This is a genomic window from Micromonospora sp. MH99 (genome assembly GCF_021442385.1).
Lineage (GTDB): Bacteria > Actinomycetota > Actinomycetes > Mycobacteriales > Micromonosporaceae > Micromonospora.
Map to the genome: position 1 here is coordinate 1 of NZ_MUZA01000055.1, position 19,755 is coordinate 19,755.

The following is a 19,755-nucleotide window of genomic DNA, read 5'->3' on the forward strand; positions in this document are numbered from 1 at the left end:
TGCCGACCAAGCTGGCCCACTTCTACGAGCTGCTGGACGCGACTCCGGCCGACGCCGGGCCGACCCTCACCGCCGTCGGCGCCTCGCCGGCGGCGACCGCCGCCTGGCTGACCGCCGCCGGCCCGGACGCCGGCCCCGCCGCGCACGCCTTCCTGCGGCAGCTGATCCGCGAGGGTGACGGACCGGTGCCCTGTCCGACCCCGATCACCGTGTTCGAGCGGGCCTGGGTGCTCAGCGGGCTGCGTCGCGCCGGTGTCGCGGTCAACCCGCCGGCCACCGTGCTGCGCACCCTGGCCACCGCCACCGCCGCCGAGGGCGTCGCCACCGGCGAGGGCCTGCCGACCGACGCCGACACCACATCGGTCACGCTCGACGCGCTGGCCCGACTCGGCCACCCCGCCGACCCGGCCAGCCTCTGGGCGTACGAGACGGCGGACGGTTTCTGCACCTGGCCGGGGAGCGAGGACGGCTTCTCGGTCACCACCAACGCGCACGTGCTGGACGCGTTCGGCCAGCACGTGGCCGCGTACCCCGGCGCGGACACGCGCTACCACCGGACGGTCGAGCGGCTCAGCGTCGTGCTGCCCGCACACCAGCTCGCCGACGGCCCGTGGCAGGACCGGTGGCACGCCTCGCCGTACTACGCCACGGCCTGCTGCGTGCTGGCGCTGGCGGAGTTCGGTAGAGGCGGCGTGGCAGCCGAGGCGGTGGACCGGGCGGCGCGCTGGGTGCTGGACAGTCAACGCGCCGACGGCTCGTGGGGACGGTGGGGCGGCACGGTCGAGGAGACCGCGTACGCCCTGCAGGTGCTGCTGGCCGCACCGACCGGGGCGCCCCGGGTCGACGACGCGGTGGCGCGCGGCCACGCCTACCTGCACCTGCCGTCCGGCCGGATCGACCGTCCACTGTGGTACGGCAAGGAGCTGTACTGTCCTACTGCGATCGTCCGCGCGGCGGTGCTGGCCGCCTGCCGTCTGGCGTCCGTCCATTTGGCGGATGCCGACCGTTCGGTGGTGGATTGTGGTTACCCGGCAACAAAAACAACAACTTGAGGGGTTGTGTGGACACTGCTAGCGTACGCAGAGCCTCAGCCCCGTACGCCCCGCTGTGGCGGGACGTCGTCTTTCATGATCACCCGTTGATGAGCTGAGTCAACCCCGGCCTGGGACGGTTCAATGCGTTCTCGCGGTACGAGTATCCGCACCAAGGTTGTCGCCCTGCTGCTCTCCCTGGTCGCGCTCTGGATGTTCGCGGCATGGGTGACCCTGCGGGACGGTTTCAACCTGCTCGGTGTCCAGCTGCTCAACAGCAAGGTCTACACGCCCAGTGAGCCGCTGCTGCAGGAACTCCAGTTGGAGCGGCGGCTGACCCAGGCGTACCTGAGCAACCCCGACGCCGAGCAGCGCGCGACGCTGGAGGCCGAGCAGCGCAAGGCCGCGCAGTTGGCCGAGGACTTCGCCGACTCGGTCCGCAACTGGCAGGTCGACGTGGCCGGCAGCTCGGCGCTCGACGCCCAGCTGGACGCCACGATCGTGCAGATCGACGGCCTGAAGCAGACCCGCGCCGACGTGCTCGCCCGCAAGGTGGACCGGATCTCCGCCGCCGACGCCTACACCGGCGCCATCGGATCGATCTTCCGGATCTACGACGTCACCGGCGGCCTGGACGACAAGGAGATCGCCGCCGACGCGGCGGCCCTGATCCAGCTCAACCGGATGAAGGAGCTGATCTCCCAGGAGGACGCGCTGCTCAGCGGCCTCTTCGGCAACGGCCGGATGAGTGGCCCGGAGTACGCCCGCTACGTCAGCCTGGTCGGTGCCGAGCGCTTCCTCGGCGAGGAGACCCGGACCCGGCTCGCCGACGCCGACGAGCGCCGTTACCGGCAGCTCGTCGGGGGCGAGGCGTTCACCCGGCTGCGCGCCGTGCAGGACAGCATCATCCGCGAGGGCCGGCCGGCCACCCAGTTGCCGGTCAGCGCCGAGCAGTGGCGCGGCACCGTCGAGCCGGCGCTGGCCGAGGTGAACGACGCGGTCACCGACGGCGGCGAGGGCATCGTCGGCCGGGCCACCGGCGTGGCCGTGATGGTGGTCGTCCGGCTGGTGCTCGCCACCGGCCTGGGCCTGCTCGCCGTCATCGCCTCGGTCGTCGTCTCCATCACCACGGCCCGGACCCTCCTGCGCCAGCTCGAACGGCTGCGCCAGGCCGCCTGGCAGCTCGCCGACGAGCGGCTGCCGCGGGTGGTCGAGCGGCTCGGTCGCGGCGAGGAGGTCGACGTCGCCACCGAGGCGCCCCCGCTGGAGTTCGGCACCGACGAGATCGGCCAGGTCGGCAAGGCGTTCAACGCCGTCCAGGAGACCGCCCTGAGCACCGCTGTCGAGCAGGCCGAGCTGCGCCGCAACGTCCGCGACGTGTTCCTCAGCCTGGCCCGGCGTACGCAGGCCCTGGTGCACCGCCAGCTCACCCTGCTCGACGCGATGGAGCGGCGTGAGCACGACGCGGAGGAGTTGGAGGACCTGTTCCGGGTCGACCACCTGGCCACCCGGATGCGGCGTAACGCGGAAAACCTGATCGTGCTGTCCGGCTCCACCCCGGGCCGGGCGTGGCGGCGCAACGTCCCCATGGTGGACGTGGTGCGCGGCGCGGTCGCCGAGGTGGAGGACTACACCCGGGTCAACGTGCTGCCGCTCGGGCCCGTCTCGCTCGCCGGCCGCGCGGTCGGCGACATCATCCACCTGCTCGCCGAGCTGATCGAGAACGGCCTGTCGTTCTCACCGCCGCACACCACGGTCGAGGTCCGTGGCCAGCTCGTGGCCAACGGGTTCGCCATCGAGATCGAGGACCGGGGCCTCGGCATGAGCGAGGAGGACCTGGCCGCGGCGAACCACCGCATCGTCGACCAGTCCGAGCTGAACCTCGCCAACGCCGCCCGGCTCGGCCTCTACGTGGTGAGCCGGCTGACCGAGCGGCACGGCGTGCGGGTCCGGCTCAAGGAATCGGCGTACGGCGGCACCACAGCAGTCGTGCTCATTCCGTTGGAGCTGGTCACCGCGAACGGGACCGACCCGGAGGACTCCGGCGCGCTCCCCGTCGGGCCGACTGCCATCGCGTTGCCGTCGGGGCCGTCCGCCGCCGGTCCCGCCGACGGCAGCCGTTCCGCCAGCCTCTCGTCGGTCGCGGTGGCCGCCACGGCGACGGACACGAGCGGTCCGGGCGCGGCGCAGCCGGTGACCCCCGCCCCGGTGCTGCCCGAGAGCAGCACCCCGACCGAGCAGCAGGTGGACGGGACCGACACCGAGGTCGTACTCCCCACCCGGCAGCGGACGACCCTGGGCGCCCCGGCGGCGGAGCTGCCCACCCGGGCCCGGCGTGGCCTCGGCCAGCCGGCCCTGGAGGGCCCGACGGTGCCCACCGGCCTTCCCGCTGTGGACCGGGTCGGCCCGAGCGGCGGCGGCAGCGAGCCGGCCGGCGACGGCGGGCCGGCCCCGGCGCGGGCCGAGACGGACCGGACCGACTCGGGCCTGCCGGTCCGCGTCCGCCAGGCGAACATCGTTCCCGAGCTGCGCGACGACCCGGCGGCAACCGAGTCCGACGAGGAGGACGTGGCACGGCCACCGGAGCAGGTACGCCGGATGATGAGCTCGTATCAGACCGGCACCCGGCGCGGTCGGACCGACGCGGCGCGACTGCTCGGTGGCGCGTCCGACGCCTCGGCGAGCGGCACGCCCGAGCCGACCGGCGAGGAACCACAAGCCACCTGACCGAGCACCGGTGCTGCGGGTTCCGCGCGGTGTGACGGTCAAGCCCAAGACGAATACGGCGCAACTGCCGGGCGAGAAGAGGACGACGAAGTGGCCCAGAAGACGGCTTCGAGTGCCGACCTGACGTGGTTGCTGGATGATCTGGTGGGCCGGGTGAAGCAGGCCGAGCATGCGGTCGCGCTCTCCACCGACGGGCTGTTGATGGCTTCCTCGCAGGGGTTGAGCCGCGACGACGGCGAGCACCTCGCGGCGATGGCGGCCGGCATCCAGAGCCTGGCCCGGGGTGCCGGCAAGCGCTTCGGCGGCGGGCAGGTGCAGCAGACCATCATCGAGATGCAGTCGTCGTTCCTGTTCGTCACGGCCGCCGGCCGCAACGCCTGCCTGGCGGTTCTCGCCAGCGAGGACGCCGACGTCGGTCTCATCGCGTACGAGATGGCGATGCTCGTCACCCGGGTCGGCAAGTACGTGGCCTCCCCGTCGCGGGGCGCCGAACAGTCGGCTGGCGAGAGGTAACGGCCATGACGGTGCAGGGGGAGTCCGCAGAGCATCAGTGGGTGGATGACCATGCGGGCCCGGTGGTGCGCCCGTACGCGGTGACACGCGGGCGTGCCCGCCCGGTCACCGGCACGTTCGACCTGATCTCCCTGGTCACTGCGACCCGAGCCGACGTGACGCCGGAGGTGGGTCTCGGTCCCGAGCACCTGGCGATCGTCGGCCTGTGCCAGCGAATACAGTCCGTCGCCGAGATCGCCGCCCACCTCGACCTTCCGGTGGGGACCATCCGGGTGCTCCTCGGCGACCTGGCGGCCCGCAACCTCGTGCAGGTACGCGAACCCCAGACCACGGCCGGTCTTCCCGACAACAGCATCTTCGAGGCGGTAATCAATGGACTACGGGCACTCTGACCGGCCGGCGGGAGCGACGCCACTGCCCACCGCGATCAAGATCCTGGTCGCCGGTGGCTTCGGCGTGGGCAAGACCACAATGGTCGGCGCGGTGAGCGAGACCCGGCCGTTGCGCACCGAGGAGGTGCTGACCGAGACCGGCGTCGGCATCGACGACCTGTCCGGGGTGGAGGGTAAGACCACCACCACCGTGGCGATGGACTTCGGTCGGATCACCATCAGCGACGACCTGGTGCTCTACCTGTTCGGCACACCCGGGCAGGACCGGTTCTGGTTCGTCTGGGACGAGCTGGCGCTGGGCGCGATCGGCGCGGTGGTGCTGGCCGACACGCGCCGACTGGCCGACTGCTTCCCGTCGATCGACTACTTCGAGGGCCGGGGCACCCCGTTCGTCGTGGCGGTGAACTGCTTCGAGGGTGCCCGCAAGTACCGGCTCGACGAGGTGCAGACCGCGCTGAACCTGGACCCGGGCGTGCCGGTGCTGCTCTGCGACGCCCGTCAGCGCGAATCCAGCAAGGAGGTGCTCGTGACCCTCATGGAGCACGCCATGAAGACCCGCGAGGCCCGCCGGCGGGCTGCCGGCACGGACTGACGGAGTTTTTTTCGGGAGGCTGTCCGGAACGGCTGCGCCCGTTCGTCATGCTGGCGACACCCGGACACACGAGGGAGCGCCAGATGAAGTTCATGATGTTCGTCTGCACCGACACCGCACCGGACACGGACCCGACCGAGCTGCCCGACATCCACAAGTGGGTGGCGGAGAACGACTCCCGTGGCCGACGCCTCACCGGCAACGTGCTGGCGCCGACCAGCGCCGCCACCATGGTCCGCGTCCGCGACGGCGAGCTGCTCGTCTCCGAGGGGCCGTTCGCCGAGACCACTGAGGTCATCGTGGGCTTCGACCTGCTCGACTGCGCCGACCTCGACGAGGCGATCGAGGTGGCGCGCACCCACCCGATGGCGCGGGAGGGGCGGCTCGAACTGCGCCCGTACGCGGACCTGTCCGCCTGATCGGATGAGCCGCACCGACACCACCACCGGTGCGCCCGACAGCGTCGGCGCGGCCGCGGCGGCGCAGGCCGTCGCGGCCGCCGGCGCGGACGCGTACCCCCGGATCGTCGCGACCCTGATCCGACTGACCGGCGACTGGGCGCTGGCCGAGGACTGCGCGCAGGAGGCGCTCGCTGTCGCGCTGGAACGCTGGCCCGGCGACGGCGTGCCGGGGAACCCGGGCGGCTGGCTGCTGACCGTCGCCCGCAACCGGGCGATCGACGTGCTGCGCCGGACCGCCGTCGAGCGCCGCAAGCTGCACGAACTGGCGGTGCTCGCGCCGGACGACGCGTGGCCCGAGACCCCGGCGGGAAGGGACGTGGTGGACGACCGGCTGCGGCTCATCTTCACCTGCTGCCATCCCGCGCTCGCGATCGAGGCGCGGGTGGCGTTGACCCTGCGGACCGTCTGCGGGGTGCCGACCGCCGACATCGCCCGGCTCCTGCTGGTCAGCGAGTCGACGATGACCCGCCGGCTGACCCGCGCCCGGACCCGCATCGCGCAGGCCGGGATCCCGTACCGGGTGCCGAGCGGGCCGGCGCTGGCCGAACGGCTGCCCGGCGTCCTCGCCGTGCTGTACCTGCTGTTCACCCGGGGCTACGCCGTCGACGGCGAGCCGGCCTTCGCCGACGAGGCGGTCCGGCTGGCCCGGCTGCTCGAGGTGTTGATGCCGGAGCAGTCCGAGGTCGCCGCGTTGCTGGCGCTGCTGCTGTTCCAGCACTCCCGCCGGGACGCCCGTCGGGACGCCGCAGGCGACCTGCTCACCCTCGAGCGCCAGGATCGGGCGCGGTGGGACCATGCGGCCATCGCCGAGGGCCAGGCGGCCCTTGCCCGGGTACGCGATGACGGGCCGTACGCGTGGCAGGCCCGGATCGCCGCCTGCCACGCCACCGCGCCGTCTGCCGACGACACCGACTGGCCGACGATCGCGCGGGCCTACGACGCGCTTGCCGACATCCGGGCCTCGCCGGTGGTCGCGCTCAACCGCGCCGTCGCGCACGGCTACGCGTACGGGCCGTACGCCGGGTTGGGCGTGCTCGACGCGGCGCAGGCCGGGGGAGGGTTGGACGGCAACCCGCTCGCCGTGGCGGTACGGGCCGATCTGGTCGCCCGGCAGGGTGACCGGCCGCGGGCCGCCGCGCTGTTCCGGGAGGCCGCGGCTGCGGTCGACTCGGCCGCCGAGCGGAGCGCGCTGCTGGACCGGGCAGACGAACTCATCCCGTAGGACGTGGGGGTCAGCCGCGCCTGCCCCCGCACCAGGAACCGGGTCCAGACTGCCGGGCCGGTCCGGCCGGTGCCATGGAGCCACGGGACGCGAGATCTTGGACAGTTTCCGTTCGCGTCGAACGGAAACTGTCCAAGATCTCGTGGTTGGCGCGATGGGGCGGCGGGAAGACGACGCAGGCTCCCTTCCGCTTCTGCGGAAAGGAGCCTGGCGCGTCGGTACGTCAGTTGGCGATCATGCGGCGCAGCACGTACTGCAGGATGCCGCCGTGGCGGTAGTAGTCCGCCTCACCCGGGGTGTCGATCCGCACCACTGCCTCGAACTCCACGCCGGTGTCGGTCGTGACCGTCACCGTGCGCGGGGTGTCGCCGTCGTTCAGGGCCGTCACACCGGTGATGGTGAACATCTCGGTGCCGGTCAGGCCGAGCGACTCGGCGGTGACGTCCACCGGGAACTGCAGCGGCAGCACGCCCATGCCGATGAGGTTGGAGCGGTGGATCCGCTCGTACGACTCGGCGATGACCGCCCGGACGCCCAGCAGCATCGTGCCCTTGGCCGCCCAGTCCCGCGACGAGCCCGACCCGTACTCCTTGCCGGCCAGGATGACCAGCGGGATGCCGGCCTCCTGGTAGGCCATCGAGGCGTCGTAGATGGAGGTCTGCTCGCCGGTGAGGTGGTTGACGGTGAAGCCGCCCTCCACCCCGGGCACCAGCTGGTTGCGCAGCCGGATGTTGGCGAACGTGCCCCGGATCATCACCTCGTGGTTTCCCCGGCGGGAGCCGTACGAGTTGAACTCGTGGCGCGGCACACCGTGCTCGGCGAGGTACGTGCCCGCCGGCGAGTCGGCCTTGATCGCGCCGGCCGGCGAGATGTGGTCGGTGGTCACCGAGTCACCCAGCTTGGCCAGCACGCGCGCGCCCGAGATGTCGACGACAGGGCTCGGCTCCTGCTGCATGCCCTCGAAGTACGGGGGCTTGCGCACGTAGGTCGAGTCGCTGGCCCAGGCGAACGTGTCGCCGGTCGGGGTAGGCAGCGACTGCCACCGCTCGTCACCGGCGAAGACGTCGGCGTACGCGGCGCTGAACCCGGTCGCGCCGATCGCCTGGGCGATGACGTCCTGGATCTCGGCGCTGTTCGGCCAGATCTCCCGCAGGAAGACCGGGTTGCCGTCGCTGTCCTCACCGATCGGCTCGTTGGCCAGGTCGATGTCCATCGTGCCGGCGAGGGCGTACGCCACCACCAGCGGCGGGGACGCCAGGTAGTTCATCTTGACGTCCGGGTTGATCCGGCCCTCGAAGTTCCGGTTGCCCGACAGCACCGAGACGACCGACAGGTCGTGCTCGTTGACCGCGGCAGACACCTCCTCGGGCAGCGGGCCCGAGTTGCCGATGCAGGTGGTGCAGCCGTAACCGACCAGGTTGAAGCCGAGCTTGTCCAGGTACGGCGTCAGGCCGGCCCGCTCGTAGTAGTCCATGACGACCTTGGAGCCCGGGGCCAGGGTGGTCTTCACCCACGGCTTGCGGGTCAGGCCCTTCTCCACTGCGTTACGGGCCAACAGGGCCGCGCCGATCATCACCTGCGGGTTGGACGTGTTGGTGCAGGAGGTGATGGCGGCGATCACCACGGCGCCGTGGTCCAGCTCGTACTCGACGCCGTCGGCGCCGGTGACCCGGACCGGGTTGGTGGCCCGGCCGCCCGCGCCCACCGCAGCGGTCTCCAGGTCGCGCGGCTCGTCGGCCGGGTCGCTGAAGTCGTTGGCCGGCGGGTCGCTGGCCGGGAAGGACTCGGCGCTGGCCTCGTCGGCCGGGCCGTTCGCGCCGCGGGGCAGCTCCTCACGGGGCACACCCGGCTTGAGGTCACGCTCGACGGTGGAGTCGTCGGCGACGTAGTCGGTCAGCGCCGAGCGGAACAGCGTCTTGGCGGCACCCAGCGGCACCCGGTCCTGCGGGCGCTTCGGGCCGGCGAGCGACGGCTCGATGGAGCCCAGGTCCAGCTCCAGGCGCTCCGAGTACGCCGGCTCCGCGTCCGGGTCGTGCCAGAGGCCCTGCTCCTTGGCGTACGCCTCGACGAGCGCGACCTGCGCGGCGTCGCGGCCGGTCAGCTCCAGGTAGCGGATCGTCTCGGAGTCGATCGGGAAGATCGCCACGGTGGAGCCGTACTCGGGCGACATGTTGCCGATGGTGGCGCGGTTGGCCAGCGGCACGGCGCTCACGCCGGGGCCGTAGAACTCGACGAACTTGCCGACCACACCGTGCTTGCGCAGCATCTCGGTGATGGTCAGCACCAGGTCGGTGGCGGTGGTGCCGGCCGGCATCTCACCGGAGAGCTTGAACCCCACCACGCGCGGGATCAGCATGCTGACCGGCTGACCGAGCATCGCGGCCTCGGCCTCGATGCCGCCGACGCCCCAGCCCAGCACGCCCAGGCCGTTGACCATCGTGGTGTGCGAGTCGGTGCCGACCACGGTGTCCGGGTACGCCTGGCCGTTGCGCTCCATGATGGTGCGGGCCAGGTACTCGATGTTGACCTGGTGCACGATGCCGGTGCCCGGCGGGACGACCTTGAACTCGTTGAACGCGGTCTGGCCCCAACGCAGGAACTGGTAGCGCTCCTTGTTGCGCTCGTACTCCAGCTCGACGTTGCGGGCGAACGCGTCCTCGCGGCCGAACAGGTCGGCGATCACCGAGTGGTCGATGACCAGCTCGGCGGGGGCGAGGGGGTTGACCTTGGTGGCGTCGCCACCCAGCTCCCGTACGGCCTCGCGCATGGTGGCCAGGTCGACCACGCAGGGCACGCCTGTGAAGTCCTGCATGAGCACCCGCGCCGGGGTGAACTGGATCTCCACGCTCGGGTCGGCGGTGGGGTCCCACCCGCCGAGCTGCTCGATGTGGTCGGCGGTGATGTTCGCGCCGTCCTCGGTCCGCAGCAGGTTCTCCAGGAGGATCTTCAGGCTGTACGGCAGCCGCTCGTGGCCGTCCACCTTGTCGATCTTGAAAATCTCGTAGCTCGCGTCTCCGACGCGTAGCTGGGTCTTCGCACCGAAGGTGTCGAGGCTCGCCACGTCGTACTCCTTCACACCAGCGACCGTGAGTAGTCCTGAGCAGTCTGTCGCACCGGCCGGGGTGCCGCCGAGGTTAGGTGACACTTACCGCCGATTCCGCTCTTCAACAAAACCGTACGTCCGTCTTGCTATTCGCGCAACCTCGGCCCAGGTCTCGGGACGAACGTTGCCGGAATCACGTCACCTCCCGTCGACGTGCCGGACTCCTCCCGTGCGCCTTGCGGACCTAGCCTGTCTGCCCGGCTACTGCCGGCTGCTTCGGGGGAGGTTGGCGTGGAATTCCGTCTGCTTGGGCCGGTCGAGGTGCTGGGGGACGGGCGGCTCATACCGCTCGGCGGACGCAAACGACGAACCCTGCTCGCCACACTGTTGGTCGAGCACGGGCGGGTGGTATCGACCGCGAAACTGGTCGATGCCGTCTGGGGTGCCGCACCCCCGGGCACCGCCCGTGGCGTTCTACAAACGTACGTCTCGGCACTGCGCCGGACACTGATCGGGCCGGACGGGGCGTCGGCGATCGTCACCCAGTCCTCCGGCTACCTCCTTCAGGTCAACCCTCAGACGGTGGACCGCGACGTCTTCGAACGGCAGGTGGGGCTGGGTCGGGCGGCGCTGGCGCACGGTCGGTCCGGCGAGGGCATCCGCAGGCTGCGCGCCGCCGATGACATCTGGCGAGGTGTCGCACTCGACGACGTCGATCACCACGCGCTCTCCGGCGAGGTGCTGCGGCTGGAGGAACTGCGGCTGACGGCTGTCGAGGAACGGGTCGCCACCGAGCTCGCCCTCGGCCACGTCGAACAGACGTGCGCCGAGCTGACCGGCCTGGTCGGCAGCCATCCTTACCGGGAACGGCTGCGCGGCCACCTGATGACGGCGTTGGCCATGATGGGACGCCGCTCCGACGCGCTGGCGGTCTATCGGGAGGCACGGGCTCTGCTGATCGGGGAGATGGGCATCGAACCAGGCCCCGAACTGCGGAACATCCACGAGCTGCTGCTGCGCGAGGACGAGGCGCCGCCGCCAGCGCCATACCCCGGACAGCAGCAGCGGATCACCACCACCGCGGCGACCAACCACCCCGACGGCACCCGCGCAGCGCCGATCCGTCCCGCGCAACTGCCGCCGCAGCCCGTGGACTTCACCGGCCGGCGTGCCGTGGTGGAGTCGCTCGTGCAGACCATCACCGCGCCGGTCGGCCGCGGCACCCGGCCGGTCGAGGTCATCGTCGGCAGAGGCGGCGTGGGCAAATCGGCGCTGGCGGTGCGCGTCGGTCACGAGGCGTGCGACCACTATCCGGACGGGCAGCTGTACGCAGACCTGCGCGGCCTCAGCGACACTCCGCTCGAACCTCTTGACGTCCTCGGTGGCTTTCTACGGGCACTCGACGTCGCCGCCGAGGCGGTGCCCGAGACCCTGGCGGAGCGGGTCCAGCTCTACCGGACCCGTACCGCCGGCCGGCGCCTACTCGTGCTGCTCGACGACGCGGGCAGTGAGAGTCAGCTCCGACCGTTGCTCCCCGCGGCTCCCGGTTGCGCGGTGCTGGTGACCTGCCGCACCGCTCTCGGCGGACTGGACGGGATCCGTTTGACCGAACTCGACGTGCTCGAGACGGCTGAAGCCGCCGAGCTGCTGGACCGGATCGTGGGCAGCGGCCGTACCCGGCAGGAGCCGGACGCGACACGGGCCATCGTCGAGCATTGCGGCGGCCTGCCCCTGGCGATCAGGGTGGCCGGGGCCCGGCTGGTGGGCCGGCGGAACTGGCCGCTGGAGGTCCTGGCCAGCAGGCTTGCCGACGAGCGCCGCCGGCTGGACGAGCTCGCCGCTGGTGACCAGGAGGTTCGGGCCAGCTTCGCCCTCAGCTACCAGACCCTGGACCCGTCGGCGCAGGCGGCCCTGCGGCTGTTGGCAGTTCTCGGGGCACCGGACTTCGCCTCGTGGACGGTCTCTGCCGCGCTGAGCCTGTCCGAGACGGCGGGAGAGCAACTGCTCGACCGGCTCGTCGACGCCTGGCTGGTCGACGTCGTACCGACCGGAAGCCGCGAGCAGCCCCGGTACCGGCTGCACGAGCTGGTTCGGCTCTTCGCGCGCGAACGGGCCGAGATCGAGGACCCGGACGACCTGCTGCGTCAAGGGATAGGGGCGATCGCCGCTGCCGGCCTGCACCTGGTCGGCGCGGCGTCGCACCCGGCGCCGACCGGAGAGTTCCTCGCCTGGCATCTACCGGCGGACGGGTCCCCGTTCGGCACCGCAGTCCAGACGGCCCTGTCCCACCCCGCGCTGTGGCTCGCCCGGGAGCGCGCGACGCTCGACGCCGTGGTCACCGCATGTGCCGCGTACCGGCTGGACGACCTGGCCTGTGAGGTGGCAGGTGCCCTTGCCGGCTCGACCTCCTCGGGCCCGGACGGGCGATATCCGTCGACCCACACCGGCGCGGCCAGGCGGCGACCGTCGCCTGGCCTCGGCGCCGTGTGCGCTGCAGAGAAGCTCCAGATCCGCTGTACCTGCCGAGGCGTCGAGCTGCAGCGTTCCTGAAGGGAGCCAGAGCACCCTCACTGGCAGGAATTGGCCAGTCGAAGGGATCCCGATGACCAGAACAAGGTTACGTCAGCGCGCCGGTCGCATCGTGGCCGGAGCGCTGGCGTTGGCCGCCACCGCCACCGCGCTCACCGCGATCCAGGTGGTGGCGTCCGCCGCTCCGGCCCAGGCAGCCAGCAGCATCGGCGGCCAGATCACCCGGTCCGAGGTGCTCGCCCGCGCCCAGTACTGGGTCGACAAGAACGTGGTCTACGGCACGGTCTACGACGGCACCGGACGGGTGATCTCGACCCAACAATCGTCGGACCCCGGCGGTAAGCAGTACCGGACGGACTGCTCCGGCCTGGTCTCGATGGCGTGGCACCTTTCCAGCAGCCCGACGACCGACGACTTCCGTAACTCGATCGGGTCGGTGACGGACTCGATCAGCGCGGACTCGCTCAAGCCTGGTGACGCGATCCTTTCGAGTGGGCACATCGAGTTGTTCGCCCGATGGAAGGACGGCGCCGACCACAGCAAGGGCGCGTTCACCTACTCCTTGAACGGTCCGGCCTTCCAGGACTGGGCCAAGGGGCCGGTCCCGAACAGCCACAACCAGGTCGGCGACATCTCGTACTACGACATCACCCACAACCGACCGCTGCGATACAAGAACATCGTCGACAGTCCCACCGCGACCAGGATGGTCACCGGGGACTACGACGGCGACGGCCAGACGGACCTGGCGCTGTACCGGCGGGATGCCACGAACGGCTCGGCGTGGTGGGTGGAGAGCTCCAACTCGCGCGAGAGCATCTTCTCCGATCGTCACTACGGCGGGAGCGCGGACATTCCGGCCCCGGGTGACTACAACGGTGATGGGGTGGCGGATCTGGCGTTGTACCGCCGGGACTGTGTCAACGGTTCGGCGTGGTGGATCCTGAACGGTCGGGACAAGACGACGCAGATCAAGGCCGATTTCAAGTACGGGGGCTGTGCGGACATTCCGGCGCCGGGTGACTACAACGGTGACGGTGTGACCGACCTGGCCCTGTACCGGCAGGACTGCGCCAGTGGTTCGTCGTGGTCGATCTACGACGTGAAGAACTCCAGCGCGATCAAGTCCGGCTTCAAGTACGGCGGTTGCAAGGACATCCCGGCACCGGGTGACTACAACGGCGACAAGTGGACCGACCTGGCCCTCTATCGGCAGGACTGCGCTAACGGCTCGTCCTGGTCGATCTACAACGTGCGGTTGAGCGGGGCGATCCAGTCGAGCCTCAAGTACGGCGGCTGCGCCGACATCCCCGCCCCGGGTGACTACAACGGCAACGGGTCGACGGACCTCGCGCTGTACCGGCAGGACTGCACCAACGGCTCGTCCTGGTCGATCTTCGACATCGTCACGGCCAACGCGGTCAGGTCGGGTCTGAAGTACGGCGGTTGCGCGGATATCCCCGCTCCCGGTGACTACAACGGGGACGGCATCAACGACCTGGCTCTGTACCGCCGGGACTGCACCAACGGCTCCACCTGGTGGGTCCTTGACATCACGGACAACAGCCAGATCTTCGCCGACCACCACTGGGGTGGCTGCGCGGACATCCCCGCGACTGCCTGACAGCTCAGGTGGGGCCGTTCCGCTCTCCGCGGGCGGCCCCACCCTCGCCGCCCATCCCCGTTTCGCAAGGAGCAAGGTGTGAGACGTCTCCGTTTCCACGGTGCACTCGCCGGCCTCGCCGCCCTGGCGACGTTCGCCGCGTTGGCCTTCGACGTGCCGGTCGCCCGGGCCGCCGTCATCCCCGACTGTACGGCGGCCGCACCCACCAGCGCCGACGCAGCTTTCGCCGCCCGGGTCGGCCCGACGCTGACCGGCAAGCTCAGCGGCGCCGCCCTCACCCCCAGCCGGGTGGCGTGCGCCCGGTTGATCGTCCAGGTGGTGAAAGCGCGCAAGCTGCCCGTCCGCGCCGCCACCATCGCGCTGACCACGGCGATCGTGGAGAGCACGATCCAGAACCTCCCCTACGGCGACCGGGACAGTCTCGGCCTGTACCAGCAGCGCCCCAGCACAGGTTGGGGCACGCAGGCGCAGATCCTGGACCCGGTGTACTCGACCAATTCCTTCCTCATCAAGATGGAGAGGTTCCCCTGGCAGAGCGCACCGGTGGGCGAGATCTGCCAGGCGGTACAGATCTCCGGCACCCCGGACGCGTACCAGCCACAGGCAGCGGACGGGGAACGGCTGGCGACGGCGATGTGGGGGTCCGTGAGTTCCGCACTCGCGGACTACGACGGTGACGGCTCCACCGACCTGGCGTTGTACCGACCGGACCCGGTCAACGGTTCGGCCTGGTGGGTGCAGAGCCCCAGCACCGAGCAGATCGTCCTCGCCGATCACCACTACGGCGGGAGCGCGGACATCCCGGCGCCGGGTGACTACAACGGTGATGGGGTGGCGGATCTGGCGTTGTACCGCCGGGACTGTGTCAACGGTTCGGCGTGGTGGATCCAGAGCGGTCGGGACAAGACGACGCAGATCAAGGCCGATTTCAAGTACGGGGGCTGTGCGGACATTCCGGCGCCGGGTGACTACAACGGTGACGGTGTGACCGACCTGGCCCTGTACCGGCAGGACTGCGCCAGTGGTTCGTCGTGGTCGATCTACGACGTGAAGAACTCCAGCGCGATCAGGTCCGGCTTCAAGTACGGGGGCTGTGCGGACATTCCGGCGCCGGGTGACTACAACGGTGACGGTGTGACCGACCTGGCCCTGTACCGGCAGGACTGCGCCAGTGGTTCGTCGTGGTCGATCTACGACGTGAAGAACTCCAGCGCGATCAGGTCCGGCTTCAAGTACGGGGGCTGTGCGGACATTCCGGCGCCGGGTGACTACAACGGTGACGGTGTGACCGACCTGGCCCTGTACCGGCAGGACTGCGCCAGTGGTTCGTCGTGGTCGATCTACGACGTGAAGAACTCCAGCGCGATCAAGTCCGGCTTCAAGTACGGCGGTTGCAAGGACATCCCGGCGCCGGGTGACTACAACGGCGACAAGTGGACCGACCTGGCCCTGTATCGGCAGGACTGCGCTAACGGCTCGTCCTGGTCGATCTACAACGTGCGGTTGAGCGGGGCGATCCAGTCGGGCCTGAAGTACGGCGGCTGCAAGGACATCCCGGCCCCCGGCGACTACAACGGCAACGGGTCGACGGACCTCGCGCTGTACCGGCAGGACTGCACCAACGGCTCCACCTGGTGGATCTTCGACATCGTCGACGCCTATCAGATCCGTGCCGACCACCATTTCGGCGGCTGCGCGGACATCCCCGCCACTGCGTGACGGACCGCTCCCGCCGGGCACGCCCGCCCAGGCCCCACGGCGACCGGCGGTGACCCTCGGTCACCTCCGTGGAGGCGGACGCGGGTCGTGAGCGGTATACCTCAGAGTCATATTCATACCTCTGAGGTATACCGTTCAGCAGCACATCGACTCGGCCGGCAGCCACAGCGGATCGCCAGCGCCCTTCGTCGCAACCCCAGCCTGGTCATGAGTGAGGACCTGGTCGTCGAGGGCCGGGCAAGGTGACCTGTCGGTTGGCGGAACGCCCGGATCTCCAGACCCCGGGTAGGGTTCGAGGGCGGACCGACCGGGAGAGGACACGACAGCCATGGTCGACGTACAGCACTGGCTCGTGGCGCTGCCGCCGCTGGCGGTCTATCTGATCGTCGCGGCGGTGATCGGCGTAGAGAGCATGGGTGTTCCGCTGCCCGGCGAGATCGTCCTGGTCAGCTCCGCGCTGCTCGCCGCCACCGGCGTGGTCGAGCCGGAGTGGGTCGCCACGGCGGCGGCCGTGGGCGCCATCGCGGGCGACTCCATCGGGTACGCCGTGGGCCGCCGCGGCGGCCGTCCACTGCTGATCAGGCTCGGTCGGCGCTTCCCGCGCCATCTCGGCCCCGCGCAGCTCACCCGGGCCGAGGGGAGCTTCGCCCGGTACGGCGTCTGGGCTGTCTTCTTCGGTCGGTTCGTGGCGCTGCTGCGCATCCTCGCCGGTCCGCTCGCCGGAGCACTGCACGTGCCCTACCGGCGGTTCCTTTTGGCCAACGCCGCGGGCGGCCTGGTCTGGGCGTTCGGCACCACGTACCTGCTGTACAGCGTCGGTCGGGCGGCCGAGCACTGGCTCAAGGACATCTCCTGGGCGGGACTTGTCCTCGCCGTACTCGCCGGCCTGGTCAGCACCTGGTGGCTGCGCCGGCGGGCGCACCGGTTCGCGTCGACCGACGCCACCGACGATGCCGAGCCGGTCCGCGCCGGCAGCGGCCACTGACGTGGCGCGGCCGGGTTGACGGCGCCCTACCGGTGACAGCCGCGGAGCTGCGGGCTCGTGGGTCAGGCTGGGTCGATGGGTTTCGTGGCGTCGCCGGCCTGGGCGTGCCGTTCCAGCAGCCGCTGCCGGATCTCCTCCGGGGTGTACGCGCGCCGGCGCCGCTCGGCCCGGGCGATCACCACGCCGGACGCCGCGACCCCGGCCAGGCCGGCGAGCCCGAGGACCTTCCACCACCGCAATCCTTGCCGCATCGGCCTAGGCTAGTCCCTCATGAGCATCAGCCTGGATGAGGCCGTCGAGTTGACCCGCACCGGTGACGTGTGGGTGTTCCGGGGTCGCAGCGTGCCGGACCGGGCGATCCAGTTCACCACGAACAGCCCGGTCAATCACGTCGGGATGGCTGTGGTGCTGGACGACATGCCGCCGCTGATGTGGCACGCGGAGTTGGGCAGGTCGCTGCCGGACCTGTGGTCGGGCACGCACCAGCGCGGTGTGCAGTTGCACGACCTGCGGGACGCGGTCTGCGTGTGGGCCAACCGGTACGGGCAGCGGGCCTGGCTGCGGCAGCTCGACCCGCCGGCCGCCGGGGAGATGGAGCGGGCGGTGCTGCGGACCGTCGCGCGGTTGGACGGCACGCCGTTCCCGTCGACCGCGCAGTTGGCGTGGCGGTGGGTGCGCGGTCGGGTGCCGTCGCTGCCGGGTCCCGGCCGGGCCGCGCTGCGAGCCGTCTCGCGGGCCGCCCAGGCGACCCGGGGCGACTCTGCCGCTCCGGCCAGCGCTGCTGCGCGGGAGCGGGCGTTGGAGACGGCGTACTGCGCCGAGGTCGTGGCGGTGACCTACGAGGCGATGGGCCTGCTGCCCGCCGGTAAGCGTCCGAACTGGTACGACCCGGGGCGGTTCTGGAGTGGTGACGATCTGGGGTTGACCGGTGGCGCCCGGTTGGGTGCGGAGATCGAGGTGCGGGTTCCGCCCCGCTGAGGTTTGGCCCGCCCCGTGAGCGGCAATTGCTGTCGCGTGAACGCCTCCACCGATCTCGACGCGCTGACCGGCTTCTTCGACAGGTACGGCGCCGCGATGACCTCCGGCGACCTGCCGTCGCTCGCTGGTTGTTACGCCCTGCCCGGGTTGGTGGTGGCCGACACGTACAGCTTCTCGTTCACCTCCCTCGCTGCTGTCGCGCTGTCCTTCGTGGGCGCCGCGCCCGACTACCAGGACCGGGAGCTGATCGCCGCGCACGCTCGGATCGAGGACGTGCAGCCGGTGTCGGCGTTGCTGACCATGGTGTCGGTGGAGTGGGAGTTCCTGGACAGCCGGGGGTACGCGGTGCCGGGGGAGCGGTACCGCTATCTGCTGCGTACGTCGGGTGAGGGTCCGCTGATCTGCACCGTTGTCCGGACGGCCTGACCGCTGGCAAACCGTCCACGCCGGCGAGCCGTTTTCCGCGTCGGGTGGGCCGGTCGGTCCGATCTGTACCCGCGAGGTGTTCGGTCCGGCCGCCGCTGGCTACGCTGTCGCGTCGGTGGGACGAGGGGAGACCTGATGGCGTTGGGGCCGGACGGTGCGGGAGGTCCGCGGACGGCGCGCGTGCTGCTGTCGGTGCCGTGGATCGTGGTGCTGCTCGGCATCGGCGCGCTGGTGGTGCTGTTGGTGATCGCGCTGTTGTCGTTCCGTACGCGGGAGCGGGAGAGCGCGCCGCAGGCCGCGCCGCCGGTGTTCCTGCCGACGGTGCCGGCTGTGGCGTCGTCGGGGCCGACGCCGGGTGGGCTGGAGCGGCGCACGGCGTCGCCGCGACCGTCGCGCAGCAGCCGGACGCCGTCGCCGCGCGCCACCACGGCTTTGCCGTCGCCGGCCCGGACGAGCGCCCGGGCGGTGGCGCCGACGAACGGCGCGGTGACCGCCCGGTACCAGGTCGGTACGGACGGCTGGAACGCGACGGAGGCCGTGCTGTCGCTGACGAACGAGTCGACCCCGGCGCAGGGTGCCGGCGAGTTCGTGGTGAGCGGCGGGGTGGCGCTGGATCCGGGTGACACGCAGACGTTGCGGTTGCGGCTGGCCTGGGACGGGTCGGCGCAGCGGCCGGTGCGGTGCACGGTCAACGGCGTCGACTGCCGCTTCGGCTGAACGGGCGTCGGTGGCGGCCGTCGCCGCTTTCGAGTCGGGCCGTCGATCGCTACGCTGCCCGGACGGCCCGCTGAGGGAGGTACATGTCCGGCATGCGTCGCGCGCCGCGACCGTCGCACGGTCCGGCTGCCATCGCGTCGTCGCCGTGGATCGTGGCGTGCGCCGGCCTCGTCGTGATGGTGGTTCTGCTCTTCGTGGCCCTGGGCGCGTACCGGGGGCGTAGTCCCGCCTCCGACGACGGCCCGCCGCCGGCGGGGCTGCCGTTGCCGCAGGCGCCGGTCGCGCCGTCGGATCAGTCGTCGACGCCGCTGCCGGAGCGGGCGCCGGTGCGGCCGGGGCTGTCGCCGCGGGCGAGCGGGCCGCCCCCGAGCACACCTGCCATGTCGCGGCCACCGGCGGTCGGCCCGACGGTGGCGCCGACCCCGGTGCGACCGTCGAATGGCACCTCGCCGCAGCGGCCGCCTGCGGTGAGCGGGCGGTACCGGGTCATGCAGAGCTTCGACGGGGGCTTCATCGGCGAGGTGCTGATCGTCAACGCGTCAGGTGCGGACCGTGGCTGGACGGTGCGGTTCGACTTCTCCGGTGGGCGGCTGGTGACCGCCTGGGTGGAGGGGGTGCCACAGGGGACGCTGCGACAGTCCGACGGGAGCTTCACGTACGTCAGCGGGGTGGACGTGCCGGCCGGCGGGTCGGTGGCGTTGCGGTTCCACCTGGAGCGGGCGTCCACGACGCCGCGGGGTTGCACAGTCGACGGAGTGCGTTGCAGCGGGTTCTGAGCTGTGTTTCCGCAAGGACC

16 protein-coding genes and 1 pseudogene are annotated in these 19,755 nt (G+C 71.1%); 15 read left to right on the forward strand and 2 right to left on the reverse strand.

Annotation, left to right across the window (positions count from 1 at the left end; genetic code table 11):
• The 7 genes and pseudogenes from B0E54_RS23960 to B0E54_RS23990 form a co-directional block, all read left to right on the forward strand.
• Positions 1-1,052: pseudogene (locus tag B0E54_RS23960) on the forward strand (prenyltransferase); the annotation flags it as partial.
• Positions 1,053-1,175: 123 nt separating this feature from the next.
• A complete protein-coding gene (locus B0E54_RS23965) occupies positions 1,176-3,758 on the forward strand; it encodes a nitrate- and nitrite sensing domain-containing protein (RefSeq protein WP_234588216.1) in 2,583 nt (860 codons plus the stop codon).
• Positions 3,759-3,848: 90 nt separating this feature from the next.
• Entirely contained in the window at positions 3,849-4,271 is a 423-nt protein-coding gene (locus B0E54_RS23970) for a roadblock/LC7 domain-containing protein (protein WP_234588217.1), read from the forward strand.
• A 5-nt stretch (positions 4,272-4,276) separates the two neighbouring features.
• The gene (locus B0E54_RS23975) at positions 4,277-4,663 is read left to right on the forward strand and encodes a DUF742 domain-containing protein (RefSeq protein ID WP_007462630.1); all 387 of its coding nucleotides are present in this window, start codon (positions 4,277-4,279) and stop codon (positions 4,661-4,663) included.
• Positions 4,644-5,255, forward strand: coding sequence for an ATP/GTP-binding protein (locus tag B0E54_RS23980; protein WP_234588218.1), 612 nt, complete (start codon positions 4,644-4,646; stop codon positions 5,253-5,255). Before B0E54_RS23975 ends, B0E54_RS23980 begins: the two co-directional genes overlap by 20 nt.
• An 83-nt stretch (positions 5,256-5,338) precedes the next feature.
• Positions 5,339-5,674, forward strand: a complete 336-nt coding sequence (locus B0E54_RS23985) for a YciI family protein (RefSeq protein WP_234588219.1) — start codon at positions 5,339-5,341, stop codon at positions 5,672-5,674.
• Positions 5,675-5,678: 4 nt separating this feature from the next.
• Positions 5,679-6,938: an RNA polymerase sigma factor gene (locus tag B0E54_RS23990; protein WP_234588221.1), complete on the forward strand. Its 1,260-nt coding sequence runs from the start codon at positions 5,679-5,681 to the stop codon at positions 6,936-6,938.
• Between the two features lie 223 nt (positions 6,939-7,161).
• Here B0E54_RS23990 and B0E54_RS23995 read toward each other — a convergent pair whose 3' ends face one another.
• Complete coding sequence (locus tag B0E54_RS23995; RefSeq protein WP_234588223.1) at positions 7,162-10,014, reverse strand: aconitate hydratase; 2,853 nt, start codon at positions 10,012-10,014, stop codon at positions 7,162-7,164.
• Positions 10,015-10,272: 258 nt separating this feature from the next.
• On the opposite strand from B0E54_RS23995, the gene B0E54_RS24000 reads away from it, so the two are divergent.
• The 4 genes from B0E54_RS24000 to B0E54_RS24015 all read left to right on the forward strand — a co-directional run bounded on the left by B0E54_RS24000 (position 10,273) and on the right by B0E54_RS24015 (position 16,838).
• Positions 10,273-12,531, forward strand: a complete 2,259-nt coding sequence (locus B0E54_RS24000) for an AfsR/SARP family transcriptional regulator (protein WP_234588225.1) — start codon at positions 10,273-10,275, stop codon at positions 12,529-12,531.
• A gap of 52 nt (positions 12,532-12,583) precedes the next feature.
• Positions 12,584-14,134: a VCBS repeat-containing protein gene (locus B0E54_RS24005; RefSeq protein WP_234588227.1), complete on the forward strand. Its 1,551-nt coding sequence runs from the start codon at positions 12,584-12,586 to the stop codon at positions 14,132-14,134.
• A gap of 78 nt (positions 14,135-14,212) precedes the next feature.
• Positions 14,213-15,853, forward strand: a complete 1,641-nt coding sequence (locus tag B0E54_RS24010; RefSeq protein ID WP_234588228.1) for a VCBS repeat-containing protein — start codon at positions 14,213-14,215, stop codon at positions 15,851-15,853.
• Positions 15,854-16,181: 328 nt separating this feature from the next.
• Positions 16,182-16,838 carry a DedA family protein gene (locus tag B0E54_RS24015; RefSeq protein ID WP_234588229.1) on the forward strand — a complete coding sequence of 219 codons (657 nt, stop codon included), beginning with the start codon at positions 16,182-16,184 and terminating at the stop codon, positions 16,836-16,838.
• Between the two features lie 62 nt (positions 16,839-16,900).
• Here B0E54_RS24015 and B0E54_RS24020 read toward each other — a convergent pair whose 3' ends face one another.
• Positions 16,901-17,089, reverse strand: coding sequence for a hypothetical protein (locus B0E54_RS24020; protein WP_234588230.1), 189 nt, complete (start codon positions 17,087-17,089; stop codon positions 16,901-16,903).
• Positions 17,090-17,108: 19 nt separating this feature from the next.
• Here B0E54_RS24020 and B0E54_RS24025 point away from each other — a divergent pair, with 19 nt between their 5' ends.
• The 4 genes from B0E54_RS24025 to B0E54_RS24040 all read left to right on the forward strand — a co-directional run bounded on the left by B0E54_RS24025 (position 17,109) and on the right by B0E54_RS24040 (position 19,735).
• Positions 17,109-17,816: a hypothetical protein gene (locus B0E54_RS24025; RefSeq protein ID WP_234588231.1), complete on the forward strand. Its 708-nt coding sequence runs from the start codon at positions 17,109-17,111 to the stop codon at positions 17,814-17,816.
• A gap of 36 nt (positions 17,817-17,852) precedes the next feature.
• A complete protein-coding gene (locus tag B0E54_RS24030) occupies positions 17,853-18,242 on the forward strand; it encodes a hypothetical protein (protein ID WP_234588232.1) in 390 nt (129 codons plus the stop codon).
• A gap of 135 nt (positions 18,243-18,377) precedes the next feature.
• Complete coding sequence (locus B0E54_RS24035) at positions 18,378-18,959, forward strand: hypothetical protein (RefSeq protein WP_234588233.1); 582 nt, start codon at positions 18,378-18,380, stop codon at positions 18,957-18,959.
• 83 nt (positions 18,960-19,042) lie between these two features.
• Positions 19,043-19,735 carry a cellulose binding domain-containing protein gene (locus tag B0E54_RS24040; RefSeq protein ID WP_234588234.1) on the forward strand — a complete coding sequence of 231 codons (693 nt, stop codon included), beginning with the start codon at positions 19,043-19,045 and terminating at the stop codon, positions 19,733-19,735.
• Positions 19,736-19,755 lie beyond the last annotated feature (20 nt).